This window comes from Zobellia sp. OII3, assembly GCF_002211465.1.
GTDB classification, from domain to species: domain Bacteria; phylum Bacteroidota; class Bacteroidia; order Flavobacteriales; family Flavobacteriaceae; genus Zobellia; species Zobellia galactanivorans.
The window spans coordinates 1-13,278 of the sequence record NZ_MWRZ01000011.1; the positions used below are offsets into that span (position 1 = coordinate 1).

Below are 13,278 nucleotides of genomic sequence, written 5' to 3' on the forward strand. Positions count from 1 at the left end.
ATTCCGAACAGGGAAGTTAAGCCCGCTAGCGCCGATGGTACTGCCAATAGGTGGGAGAGTAGGAAGCCGCCTTACTTCGAGGTCCCGATCAGTTTTACTGGTCGGGACCTTTTTTTTTGACCATGGCACATCTCACATTACATCCCCCCTTCGAATTCTCTTCAAAACTGCATTTTCTTGTACTCTATCTTGCATCATTTGCGTTAAAAATTTGCTATTTATTGATAATTACGGGCTGAATAGTAAGTTAATATTAGGTGTGCTTCTTACACTTTTGTATTTTTAGCCTCGTGTAGTTTTTGCTAGAATACTACATGCATCCGCTAATAAACATACTTTAAAAAACTATCCAGTAATCTATTTTTGATTTCAAACCATACCCATGAAAAGAACTGTACCAATCTTTATTTTAAGTGCATTGTTGTATTCCTGCACAGAAAAGGAAGGGAAAGTAGAAGTGGCAGAATCGGCGCCGCAAGAAATTTCGCTTCCTTTTGAATCTATATCGCTCAATGATCTTGGCGATTTTAAAAAAACATCAAGCAATTGGAGCATCGGAGGAGATGTATATGTAGACCGTTTAAAGGAGAAACAAATTACGGTTTCTGAAGGTAGTGGGGTATTGGTGAATATTCCCGATAGCGAGTCCAAAGATCATATCTTCACTAACTTTGAACATGGTGATATAGAACTTGAAGTCGATGTGATGATGCCAAAGGGCTCTAATTCAGGACTCTATTTTCAAGGCCGTTATGAGGTGCAACTTTTTGATAGTTGGAAGGCGGAGGAAGCTACTTTCTCCGATATGGGAGGTATTTACCAACGTTGGGATGCCACCAAGGAGAAAGGGAGTGAAGGCTATGAAGGTAGTGCTCCAAGAATGAATGCCGCAAAAGCGCCGGGATTGTGGCAACATGTTAAGGTTGTTTTCCATGCGCCCCAGTTTGACGCGTCGGGCCAAAAGGTCAAAGATGCCGAATTTGAGGAAGTCTGGTTGAACGGGGTACTTATCCATGAAAATGTTAAGGTTACAGGTCCTACCCGTGCGGCTATAGCCAATGATGAAGTGGCAAAAGCGCCATTGATGATACAAGGTGACCACGGTCCCGTGGCGCTTAAAAACTTCTCCTACAAACTTTACGGAAACCCTAGGTTGTCGTTTGTTGATATGAAGATGAAGGAGTTCGAGAGTGAGCAGGTTCTACTTCCGAATGTAGATACTTTGACTCCGATAAGGGAAGTCGGTACCGATTCGATTTCATCGGCGATGGTCGTTGGGAAAAAGGTAACGCGTATATTGGATTACAAGGGTAAAATGCTTGTTCCGGTTACGGGCAATTACCTTTTCGATTTTAAACTCAACCAAGCAGGTGGTCTGCTTATTATAGATAATGATACCGTTGTGAACCATGATGGCAGCTTTACGCTCGATTCCTTAGGTTTGGCCAAGGTTTCCCTGACCAAGGGCGAAGTGCCTTTTAGGTTGTTATACAACAAGCACAACCCATGGAACATAGGCTTTGGTCTGTATGTCGAAGGCCCTGGCATTCAAAGACATTCGCTGCATGCCCCAAGTTCTATAAACGACAGACCGGGCATCAGCAAGAATAGAATCATGGTTGAGCCAAGCGATAAGGCGGTAACCCAGCGTAGCTTTTTAATGCACGGGGATGAAAAACGAACCCATTGTATTTCTGTAGGAACCCCTGAAAAAATTAACTATGCCTATGACTTGACTTCCGGTTCTTTGCTGGAGGTATGGAATGGTGAGTTTTTAGACGCTACACAAATGTGGCATGCACGAGGTATCAAACAGCTTGGTGAACCTGCCGGCTTTGCCGTTTCTTTTCATGGCGATCCCGAGTTTGCCCTATTGACCGATGATGTTGCCCAATGGCCTACCGAAATAGATGAGGAGGACTTTCAAATGTCCCAAGGCTATGAATTGGATAAGAAGGGAATTCCGATATTCATGCGAAAAATAGGTTCTAAAAAACTACTTGATAAAATTGATGTTCTGTCCAATGAACGTGGGGTAACACGTACTGTTGGAGCTAGTGGTGATGGTGTTATTTGGCATAAGGTAGCCGATGGGGAGTCTATTAAAAAGCTCCCGGATGGTTCTTATATTGTAAATAACGAGAGCTATTTTGTTCATTTTGCCGATGGGGGCTTGGCTCCCACCGTTCGAAAATCTAAGGGTAAGGATGAATTGGTAGTGAAAATTCCATCAGGCGAACAAAAAATCCAGTACAACATTATTTGGTAAAAAGAGAAGATCATGCAAACTTTATATAGAACCTTATTTTTTATATTTCTAGTAGTTACGGCCCAACTGGGTATCGCCCAGTCGGATATGGCCAAAAAGGAAGCCCAATTTTATAGTATTGTCGATGTTCCGATTCCGAAGGACGTAGTTCTTGAAGTGGGTGGTATGACACTCACCGACGATGATAAATTGGGGGTCTCGACACGTAGGGGAGAAGTATGGGTTATTGATAAGCCTTACAGTAAATCGCCTTCGTATAAAAGATTCGCCAGCGGGATGCACGAAGTTTTGGGACTGAACTATAGAGACAATAGTTTTTACCTCGCACAAAGGGGTGAGCTGACCAAATTGGAAGATAAGGACAATGACGGGGAGGCCGATGTTTATAAGACTATTTATACATGGCCTTTGTCAGGCAATTACCATGACTATTCCTATGGTCCTAAATTTATGGACAACGGAGATATGCTCGTTACCTTAAATCTATCATGGATCGGTCACGGGGCCAGTTTGGTAAAATGGAGGGGCTGGATGTTGAAAATTACCCCAGAAGGTGAAATGACCCCTATCGCTACGGGATTGCGTTCCCCTTCAGGTTTTGTGATCAACGATGCCGGTGATGTTTTTTACTCCGAAAACCAAGGAGACTGGGTAGGTTCAGGAAGAATAACCCATCTAGAGAAGGGAACCTTTGCAGGAAACCCTGAAGGTTTGGTATGGACCGACGACCCTAAATCTCCTTTAAAACTAAAGAAAGACGATATTGAGGAGCAATCTGGGCTAAGTTTGTACGAGTACGCAAAAAAAGTACCGGAATTAAGGGCGCCGGCTATCTGGTTACCCCATACGATTTTAGGGATTTCCACTTCCGATATGATCTATGATACGACCAAGGGCAATTTCGGACCCTTTGAAGGTCAGATGTTCGTGGGGGACCAAGGACACAGCAAGATTATGCGCGTGTATATGGAGAAGGTCAACGGAGTATATCAAGGGGCCGTTTTTCCTTTTGTGGAAGGATTTTCCTCAGGTATATTGAGAATGTTATGGGGTAGCGATAACAGTATGTTCGTAGGGATGACAAGTAGAGGTTGGTCTTCAACGGGAAGGAAAATGTTCGGTCTACAGCGATTGGTATGGAACGGAAAAGTGCCTTTTGAAATAAAGACGATCAAGGCCGAAGATGATGGTTTCTTGTTGGAATTTACCAAGCCTATCGATAAAAAGCTAGGGGCAGACCTTGCCAGCTATAATGTAACCACTTTTAATTACTTATACCATAATACTTATGGAAGTCCAATTGTCGACCAACAGAAGGGCGAAGTGACCCAAGTCAAGGTTTCAGACGATGGGCGCTCTGTGAAATTGACGGTCAAAGGCATGCGTTTAGGCTTTATCCACCAGCTTAAGCTTCCTGATTTAAAGGCTAAAAGTGGGGAAAAGCTGTTGCATGATACAGGATACTACACCTTGAACGAAGTTCCTGGAGGTACATTGAAATCGGAACCCATTGAAACGAATGCGGGTAAAAACGGCGTGAAACAACCTAAGCGGGTGAACGAGATGCCCCTACTATGGGTTAATGGCCCTACCGAAAAAATTGTGATCAGTACCAAACCGGGATTGAAATACGATATAGAGGAGCTTAAGCTTAAGCGAAGATCTAGGGTGGCCATCACTTTTAAGAATAATGACGATATGCTCCATAACCTGGTGATTACCGATAGAGGTGAAGCGTCTGTAAATGAAGTGGGTGACAAGGCCTTACATTTAGGCTTGGATGGTGCTGACCTTAATTATGTTCCCGATAGTGAACTGGTATTGGTCCATACGGGAATCGTTCAGCCCGAATCGGAAGAAACCATCTATTTTGATGTACCGAATACTGCTGGGGAATACTGGATTGTTTGTACCTTTCCGGGACATTCGGCTTCAATGAGAATAAAACTTATTGTAGAGTAGCCGAAGTTTGAAGGAACGAGTGTCTTTTAGGTTACATGAACGAGAGAATAGCTTTTTCAAAGGAAGAAAAATACAATACCCTTTCGCATGGTTTAGGGGCTTTATTTGCGGTGATGGGCACGATTATGTTGCTTGTGAAGAACAGCGGTAAGTCCCCCTATGCGACATTTGCTATTTTGCTATACGGCATAAGCTTGATTTCCATGTTTGGGGTGTCGGCGACCTATCACCTTAGTACCAACCCGTGGTTAAAACGTAAATTACGTGTATTAGACCACATCAATATTTATTTTTTAATTGCGGGTACTTATACGCCCATAGCCTTGATTACGTTGTATAATGGTAACGGATGGCTTATTTTTTATGCGATATGGGGTATTGCCCTCGTAGGTACATTGTTCAAAATTTTCTATACAGGGAAGTTTGAATTTTTATCATTGGGACTATATTTGGCAATGGGGTGGTTGATCGTTCTTGATTTTAAGAATCTTCTCGATAGCATCCCTTCTTTAGGAGTTTGGCTTTTGTTTCTTGGAGGTGGCTTTTATACCTTTGGAATTCTCTTTTACGCGTGGGATCGCATACCGTTCAATCACTTTATATGGCATATTTTTGTTTTAGGTGGCGCGACAAGTCATTGGTTTCTCATGTATTTAAATGTAGTTTGAGGTGTATTTATTAGATATAATTATAGCATAAAGTTTTTTTAGAATGAAGTATTGTAGATCTACCGTATTTTTTGGCGCGCTTATTCTTTTGTTCAGTAATTGCAAGCCTTCATACGAAGAACCTCAAATAGCATTGGATAGCTATAAGGTAGAAGAAGGTTTTGAACTCGAGGTGGTGGCCTCTGAACCGTTTCTAAAAGCCCCTGTTACCATCGATTTTGATGATCAAGGAAGGATTTGGGTCGCTCAAATGCCGGGATATATGAACGATATGCAAGGGAGTGACGAAACCGCGCCCGTGGGTAGTATCGATATTCTTGAAGATCTTGATAACGATGGGGTCGTAGATCATGCCAAAACTTTTTTGGATAGCCTTGTGATGCCAAGGGCCTTGGCCCATGTGTATGGGGGACTTCTATATTCTGAACCTCCCTTTTTATACTTTGTGGAGATTAAGGATGATAAACCGGTCAATAGGGTCGTTGTAGATTCTATCTATGCCGTAGAAGGGAACCCCGAGCATCAGCCTAACGGTCTGATGATGAACCTCGATAACTGGTTGTACAATGCGAAATCCAATTTCAGGTACCGTCGTGTCAAGGGGGTATGGAAAAAAGAGGCAACTACCTTTCGGGGGCAGTGGGGTATAAGTCATGATAATTTTGGTAGACTTTATTTTAACGATAATTCAAGACAATTGCTAGGAGACCATGTTTTGCCCAATGTCTTGGTGAAAAACAAATACTATAGCCCGAAATATGGGGTGAATAGAATGTTGACCGATGACCAGAGGGTGTATCCCGTACACGCTACCACCGTAAATAGGGGCTATGCCAAAGGGGTGTTGAACCAAGATAGTATCTTGGTGAAAGCCACGGCCGCTTGTGCTCCCCTTGTCTATAGGGGCGGGGCATTTCCCGAAGCGTATGACGAGAACGTCTTTGTTTGTATCCCCGAGGGGAACCTTATAAAACGCAATCTCTTGACTTTTACGGGAGATTCCACCATAGCGAAACAAGCCTATGAGGGAAGGGAATTCTTGACCTCTACGGATGAAGGGTTTCGACCGGTAAACTTGAACAATGGCCCTGATGGGAGCATGTATATTACCGATATGCATCGTGGTATGATAGGGCATCACGCCTATTTAAGTCCTTATCTCAAGAAAAAGGTAGCTGTAAACAAACTCGATACCCTTATTAATTTCGGACGTATCTTACGTGTCAAGAAGGTCGGTCAACCACATGAAGCGGTCCGTAATTTTAGTGAGATGAATACCAAACAACTCATTGCACTATTAAAGGATAAGAACGGTTGGGTTCGCGACCGTGCCCAACAGCAGTTGATTTACAGAAACCAAAAAGATGCCATAGAGGGATTGGAAGAGCTTCTGGAGGACGGACAAAACCCTATAGCCCAAATACATGCGCTATATACGTTGGAAGGGCTCGATGCCTTGTCGTATGACTTGTTGGTCAAGGCGGCACGCTCAGGGGCTGCTGATCTGACGGCCCATGCACTTGTTTTGCTTCCGCCATTTGTGACGAAGACCAATACCGACCAGACCGAAACCCTGGTTACCGAGCTGTTGAACAAAAATAATGTGACTATAGACCTTTATTTAAGTAGCATCATAGGAAACTTAGTGGCCCAAGATGAATCGCGTTTTCTTTCTGTTATGGAAAAGCTAAGTACCAAGTATGTGAACAAGCCGATATTTACCGAAGCTTTGGTCAGTGGTATCACGGGCGGGGAAGAAGACTTGCAGACCGCCATGGCATCGGGGAACCCGAAACTTGCCGAAGCGATGGCAACAAGCGCTACCAAACGAAAAGAAGATAAGGTCAACCCTATTTTTGCGAGGAAGTCCTTGGTGGAAGACACCAGAACCAGTGGGGCCAAGATGTTTTATGAAATCTGCGCTTCGTGCCACGGGGTAAATGGCCAAGGGATAGAAGGCTTGGCGCCGCCACTAATGGGTTCTGAGCATGTGGCCAATACGGAGAGACTAGGACTGATAATCTTACACGGCCTTGAAGGCCCTATAACGGTCAAAGGGGAGCAATACAATTTAAACCTCGCCATGCCGGGACTCATACGCAACGAAGATATTTCCAATAAGGATATAGCCGATATTATATCGTACGTAACCAATGCGTTTTCCGATCAGCCTAAGCGCCTGAAAATCGATAAGATTGAGGAGTTGCGCCAGACCAAACCCAAAAGCGGAACCGAATATACGGAACAGGAGCTATTGGATTATTCAAAGAAATAAGGGATTAATCTTGCACTATTTTTTCGGTCACGGCCCCTTGTGGTACCTTGAAAACGCTGTCATCGGGTATTTGATCTAGAAAGCGAATGTCGCTGAAAAGACGGGTGTGTTGTTTGTTTTCCCCTAAATTTCCGTCCTTCCATGCGTAATTTTCCAACCGGGAAGGCATCAGAAGGCCTTGTACCTCGTGATATCCCGAATACACTTTGGCCGTGTTTATCTGTGCATCTTCCTTATTGAAATAAGAAACGGAATATGTGAGTATCTCGAGCCGAAAGGTTTCGGGGTCGATGTAGAGGTAGTATACGTCTTCTGGGGTAAGGCCGACTTCCGGGCCAAAGGTAACCTTTAAGGTCTCGTACGTTTTACCACCAACAACGGATGTTCCTTCATCACTAGTAATCACGCCCGGGTCTTTCAATAAAAAGGGCATGCCGAAAAAGTAAAAATCGAGATTGTAATAAAACGCTGGGGAATTTCCGGGGATGTGGGAAGCATCCGGTTTTGCCCATGCCGTTTTTCCGTCAAAACCCACTTCAAAATCCTTTGATTTTAAATAGGCCCTACGGTCTTTTAGGTGGGTAAGTTGGTAAACGGTTTTTCCCTTTTCCTCTATATTATAGGCCAAACCGACGAACGATTTCCATTGTTGAATGCCACCATGGGCATTGATGCAACGGTCTAGTAGGCTGACCTCTTCGGTCTTGGGGGTGGTAGTGACAGGGTCCGATGCTTTGCTTAAAGGCTTCGGCTTGTTCTCTTTACATGCGGTAAACGAACAGAGTAGTAAGGTCAATATAAAAGGGTAGTAATGTTTCAAAGTGTTGTTTTGTACAAAACTACCCTAAAGCCTTTTATTTTCCAATAGGGGAGTCGTCACATTTTAAGTCGCCGACAACATACTGTAGGCCATCCAAGAAAAACTGAAGTAACTCTGGGTGGTCTAAACTTTGGGCGTTATGTGATGGGGAACTGTAAAAAACGCGGCCTTTGCCATGTCTTTTGATCCAAGAAACATAGTTTACCTTTTCGTCGACTTCCTTTTTCATGCCTTCTAGCTTATCGATTTCAATGTAAAGTAAGGGTCTGAAGTTATAATCGAAATAGGCATTGTTGAAAAAGTAGGGTTCATCCACATGGGTAAGGCCATTTCCTTTAAAGGCTTGTACTAAGGGATGCTTAGGGTCTACTTCCTTGACGTGCATTTCTTGCTGTCTCGGATGGTAGTCAAAGCTGCCGCCGGTCATTTGGCTGAACTCCTTAGAGTTGTTCTGAACGGTAATGGCGCCATGTAGGATCATAAGTCCGCCCCCCTTGGCTACGTAGTTCATCAAATTGGTTTCGTACTGCTTTGATAGGGCGGTGATTTCTTGGTCTGGAAGATTTGAATTTTGCTGTAATAAATCCCAGAACAAATCTCGCTTCGGTCCTGAGGGATTGCAATTGTTAAATACAACCGCATCATATTTTTTTAGGTTCTTTTTATCGAAGCTTTCAACGTCGTAAGCGATGTGGACTTCAAAGGCATCGGTTTTTGTGCCTAAAATCTTAAGCATTTCCGCGTTATGCGGAATGGTCCAATGGTCAAATCCCGTAGCTTTTGAAAAGACCAATATCTTTTTCTTGGATACGTTCTTTACCGTAGGTTCGGACGGGGCCATCCGTTCAATCTTGGCAAGCCATTCATCGGTAATCTTGAAATCTTCGGTTTGTTGTGCGAAAATGAAACCGGTAACAAGTAAAAATAAGGCGGTAATATTCTTTTTCATGGGTAATACGAGTCTTTAGCGCTGGGTAGATTCCCTAGCTATTAATTTATGTTTAATGATGATTTGATCTGCGGATTGAATGTTGATAGAGCCGCTTAAGTGACTTATGATGCTCTCGCCTGCCAGAATTCCCATTTTATACCCGGGATACTCTATGGTGGTTAAATTGGGGGAGATGACTTCCGATACCGGATCATTGTTGAATCCAATGATCTTTATGTCCTCGGGTATACGAAACCCTTCCTTTTTCAGCTCAATGATACAATGTACGGCAAAGGTGTCGTTTGACACAAAAATACCGTCCACTTTGTGTTTGGAGTTTTTTATACGTTCCACAAAGGTCTTTGCATTGTCTATACTTAGGTCGCTTTCATAAAGATTTTCTTCTTTGAAAGGAATGTTGTTTTTGTACAATGCCCTTTGATAGCCGTCAAATCTATCGGCATACACGTTACGCTTTAGGCTACCGCTTATGTGTGCAATGTTTTTACAGCCCTGTTCAATTAAATGTTGGGTAGCGTCAAAACCTGCGGCGTGGTTATCTATGGAAATAGTGGGGCAGTTCGGTAGGTCACAGACCCTATCAAAAAATAGAAGGGGGATTTTCCTGTCGGTATAAGTGGTGAAATGGTCGAAATTTTCGGTTTCGTAGGCAAGAGAAACCAATAAGGCATCAACGCCGCTATCAAAAAGGGTTTTGGCGTTTAGCTTTTCTTTTTTCTCTGATTCCAAAGACTGGCTAATAATTAAGTTGTATCCAATATCATTGGCAATCTTTTCTATACCGGATAAAACGGTAGACATAAAGTTGGAATTCAGTTTAGGAACGATAACCCCAATGGTGTTGGATTTCTGCTTACTGAGATTGGCGGCAAACTTGTTGGTTCTGTAACCGGTTTCCTTAGCTACCGACAATACTTTGTCTTTGGTCTTCTGGCTTATGGCCGGGTGGTCGTTTAGGCTACGGCTTACGGTAGCGGGAGAGATGTTCAGCTTCTGCGCTAAGTCGTATATGGTTATTTTCTTTGCCATTTTTGTTTGTGCAATATTATCGCAACAATATTACGCAACAAATCGAAATATACAAGGATAATTTCTCTTTAATTGGAAAGTAGTGTCTGTTTTTATGGTTTTAGGCAAATTTAAAGCCTGTATATTGGGTAATTATCAATTTTTATGTAATTAATTTACGCAATCGGTTGCGTAATACATAAAATTTTATAGTTTTGTTTCGAGTCAACTAGACCTAAATAATCAAACCCAATTTTAATACACTTTGTATGAAACAACTATTAAGCGATTTTAAGCTATTTAAACGAACGCTATTTTTCTTGCTTCCTATGCTGCTTTTGTCTTATTCGGCATTAGCGCAAGATGATTTTACGGTTACGGGAACGGTAACGGATGAATACGATGCTCCCTTGCCCGGGGCTTCCGTTGTGGAAAAGGGCACATCTAATGGTGTTCAAACTGATTTTGATGGAAAATACTTAATCTCAGTTAAAACTGGTCAAGCTAAGCTTGTTGTTTCTTATATAGGTTTCGGTACTAAGGAAATCTCCGTAAATAATCAATCTACAGTTAATATTTCTTTGGAGGAAAGTTCATCAGAACTTGAAGAGGTAGTTGTAATTGGATATGGAACCAGTAAAAAATCTGATGTAACAGGTAGTTTGGTCCGAGTTAAAACAGAGAAAACTGAAGCTCTCAATAATACTAATATCTTACAGTCTTTAAAAGGGAGTGTAGCTGGTCTTTCTGTGGGAACTCCCGATAGACCTGGTGAAGAACCAAGTTTTAGAATTAGAGGTACTAATTCTATTGGTCCTAGAGGTAATAATGAAGAGAGGCAGGCTTTTAACTTAAAAAATCAGCCGCTAATTGTAGTTGATGGGGTTATATTTAAAGGGTCACTAAATGATATTAATTCTGCAGATGTAGCTTCGGTTGATATTTTAAAGGATGCCAGTTCTGCAGCTGTTTATGGTTCAAGGTCGGCAAATGGTGTCATTATAGTTACTACCAAAAAAGGAACTTCAGATAAACCTTTATTTAATTTTTCCACAAGCTATGGGGTTTCTGACCCGGTTTCATTAATACCGGTATTAGATGGTGATCAATATATACAAAAGATATTAGATGTTAGGGTTGCTCAAGGCGTGGAGGCTAATCCTAATAATATTAATGATTATCTAACAATTACAGAATCTAATAACCTGAATGCGGGGAGGACTGTTGATTGGTATGACAAGTTAGTGCAAACGGCAACAACCCAAACCTATAGTGGTAGTGTTTCTGGACGTACAGAAAAATCTAATTATTTTGTTTCTGGCTCGTACAATACACAGGAGGGAATTGTTGAAAATGATAATTTTGATCGTTTATCAATGCGGGTAAACCTTTCGCAGAATATTACGGATTGGTTTAAATTATCTGTAAATTCTTCCTATTCATATCTTGATTATAGTGGTGTAGCTGTACCTCTTTCTTATGGTCTTAGTCCATATAGTAATTTTTATGAAACAGGTTCCAATACAGAAACATTGGAATTTTTTCCTATGGAAGACCCATTTTTTAGACACCCATTTTTAGAAAAACAAATAGACGATCAAGATACGAGAAGTAATTTGTGGGGGTTGGTTTCAGCTGAAATAAAGATACCTTTTGTTAAGGGTTTAAAGTGGACTATAAATTATTCGGCGTCTAATAATGTTACCAAGAAGTTCGAGTTTAGAGATAATACATTGGCTATACCACAGAATGGAGAAGCTAAAAAAAGAATTACAGAGAATTATAACTGGTTATTTGATAATATACTTAATTATAATAGAGTGTTCTCTGATGTACACTCTGTTAGTGGAACTTTTTTGATAAGTAGAGAGCATAGCAGTTTTTCAGAGACAAGAGCAAACGCTACAAATTTTTTTAACCAAGGTTTAGGTTTTAATAGTTTAGAATTGGGCCAGGTTCCTGAGGTTAATTCAGATTTTGAAGAACAGGATCAAAATGCAATCATGGGAAGGCTTGGTTATGTTTACGATAATAGGTACGCACTTACGGCAACTATTAGAAGAGATGGTTTTTCCGGTTTTGGGGAAGGAAATAAATTTGCAACATTTCTCTCTGCTGGAGCTTCTTGGAATATTGCAAACGAAAAATTTCTTGAAGACGTTAGTTGGGTAAATCAATTGAAACTTAGGTTTTCATACGGTGAGAACGGAAACCAAGCTATTGGACGGTACCAGACATTAGCTAGGTTAAGTACTAGACCTTATGTTTTTGGAGACGGGTCAGGTACATCAATTGGGGTATTTACTAATTCATTGGCGAACTCTAATTTGGGTTGGGAGACAACTACAGTGAATAATATAGGGATGGATTTTAGTTTGTTTCAAAGTGCCTTAACAGGAAGTTTTGATTATTATAACTCAAAGACTGAAGATATTCTTCTGACAAGAAATATTCCAAGCCTAACTGGGTTTGAGACTATTCTTACCAATATTGGTGGTGTACGAAATAAAGGTTTTGAAGTCGCACTTAATACAAGGCCATATAGTAATGAGAATTTTTCATGGAATATAGGAGTTGTGTTTGATTTGAATAGAAATACAATAGAAAGTTTGTTTGGAGTAGATGATGATGGTGATGGCGTTGAAGATGATGACGTAGCCAATTCTTGGTTTATAGGTAAACCTTTTGGGGCTATTTATGGTTTTGCAACTGATGGAATTTACCAAACCAATGATACGGATATTCCTGAAGGCTACCAACCAGGTGATTTTAGAATTGTTGATACGGATAATGATGGAGAATTAACACCAGATGATCGTCAGATTTTAGGATATGATTTGCCTAGTTACCAGTTTGGGGTTACAAATACATTGACATATAAAAACTGGTCATTACTTACTACTATTAATTCAATACAAGGAGGAGGTTCAAATAATTATTACGTGGGTGATAATATTCACGGTCATAACCCAAATTCGCGTTTTGCAAGTTGGTCTGAGCGATTTAGCTTTCCGCAGATGGATTATTGGACACCGGATAACCCGTCAAATACGGCCGCTAGAGTTACTTATGTTCCTACTAGAAGCCATCCATATTTAGAAGATAGAAGTTTTGTACGTATTCAAGATGTTATTTTATCTTATTCTTTTGATAAGGATGTATTGGATAAAATAAAGATGTCAGGAATGAGATTATATGTAACAGGAAAAAATATTTACACTTTTTCTGATTGGAATGGTTATGACCCTGAAAATGGAACAACTATAGTTGACTCTCCATTGCTTAGAACGTTTACGTTAGGTCTTGATTTAAAATTTTAAAACG

The 13,278-nt window shown here is 41.2% G+C and carries 8 protein-coding genes; 5 read left to right on the top strand and 3 right to left on the bottom strand.

Annotated elements, in window-relative coordinates; translation table 11 throughout:
• Positions 1-382: 382 nt before the first annotated feature.
• Genes B4Q04_RS19685 through B4Q04_RS19700 form a run of 4 tightly spaced genes read left to right on the top strand, consistent with a single transcriptional unit; the run spans position 383 to position 7,174 of the window.
• Positions 383-2,269: a family 16 glycoside hydrolase gene (locus tag B4Q04_RS19685; protein WP_088697814.1), complete on the top strand. Its 1,887-nt coding sequence runs from the start codon at positions 383-385 to the stop codon at positions 2,267-2,269.
• Positions 2,270-2,281: 12 nt separating this feature from the next.
• Positions 2,282-4,231, top strand: coding sequence for a sulfocyanin-like copper-binding protein (locus B4Q04_RS19690; RefSeq protein ID WP_013994380.1), 1,950 nt, complete (start codon positions 2,282-2,284; stop codon positions 4,229-4,231).
• A 35-nt stretch (positions 4,232-4,266) separates the two neighbouring features.
• Complete coding sequence (trhA, locus tag B4Q04_RS19695; protein WP_088697815.1) at positions 4,267-4,899, top strand: PAQR family membrane homeostasis protein TrhA; 633 nt, start codon at positions 4,267-4,269, stop codon at positions 4,897-4,899.
• 43 nt (positions 4,900-4,942) lie between these two features.
• Positions 4,943-7,174 (top strand): c-type cytochrome, encoded by a 2,232-nt coding sequence (locus tag B4Q04_RS19700; protein WP_088697816.1) that lies wholly within the window; start codon positions 4,943-4,945, stop codon positions 7,172-7,174.
• Positions 7,175-7,178: 4 nt separating this feature from the next.
• Here B4Q04_RS19700 and B4Q04_RS19705 read toward each other — a convergent pair whose 3' ends face one another.
• The 3 genes from B4Q04_RS19705 to B4Q04_RS19715 are packed head-to-tail and all read right to left on the bottom strand — an operon-like array spanning position 7,179 to position 9,975.
• Complete coding sequence (locus B4Q04_RS19705; RefSeq protein ID WP_088697817.1) at positions 7,179-7,994, bottom strand: DUF6503 family protein; 816 nt, start codon at positions 7,992-7,994, stop codon at positions 7,179-7,181.
• A gap of 34 nt (positions 7,995-8,028) precedes the next feature.
• Positions 8,029-8,943: a ThuA domain-containing protein gene (locus tag B4Q04_RS19710; protein WP_013994450.1), complete on the bottom strand. Its 915-nt coding sequence runs from the start codon at positions 8,941-8,943 to the stop codon at positions 8,029-8,031.
• A 15-nt stretch (positions 8,944-8,958) separates the two neighbouring features.
• Positions 8,959-9,975: a LacI family DNA-binding transcriptional regulator gene (locus B4Q04_RS19715; protein WP_013994451.1), complete on the bottom strand. Its 1,017-nt coding sequence runs from the start codon at positions 9,973-9,975 to the stop codon at positions 8,959-8,961.
• Between the two features lie 248 nt (positions 9,976-10,223).
• Between B4Q04_RS19715 and B4Q04_RS19720 the strand changes: the two genes are divergently transcribed.
• Entirely contained in the window at positions 10,224-13,274 is a 3,051-nt protein-coding gene (locus B4Q04_RS19720) for a SusC/RagA family TonB-linked outer membrane protein (protein ID WP_088697818.1), read from the top strand.
• Positions 13,275-13,278 lie beyond the last annotated feature (4 nt).

Bases quoted from the DNA above. Each gene is read 5' to 3' on its own strand.
- B4Q04_RS19685 (WP_088697814.1), top strand. From the start codon at position 383: ATGAAAAGAACTGTACCAATCTTTATTTTAAGTGCATTGTTGTATTCC.
- B4Q04_RS19690 (WP_013994380.1), top strand. From the start codon at position 2,282: ATGCAAACTTTATATAGAACCTTATTTTTTATATTTCTAGTAGTTACG.
- trhA (WP_088697815.1), top strand. From the start codon at position 4,267: ATGAACGAGAGAATAGCTTTTTCAAAGGAAGAAAAATACAATACCCTT.
- B4Q04_RS19700 (WP_088697816.1), top strand. From the start codon at position 4,943: ATGAAGTATTGTAGATCTACCGTATTTTTTGGCGCGCTTATTCTTTTG.
- B4Q04_RS19710 (WP_013994450.1), bottom strand. From the start codon at position 8,943: ATGAAAAAGAATATTACCGCCTTATTTTTACTTGTTACCGGTTTCATT.
- B4Q04_RS19715 (WP_013994451.1), bottom strand. From the start codon at position 9,975: ATGGCAAAGAAAATAACCATATACGACTTAGCGCAGAAGCTGAACATC.
- B4Q04_RS19720 (WP_088697818.1), top strand. From the start codon at position 10,224: ATGAAACAACTATTAAGCGATTTTAAGCTATTTAAACGAACGCTATTT.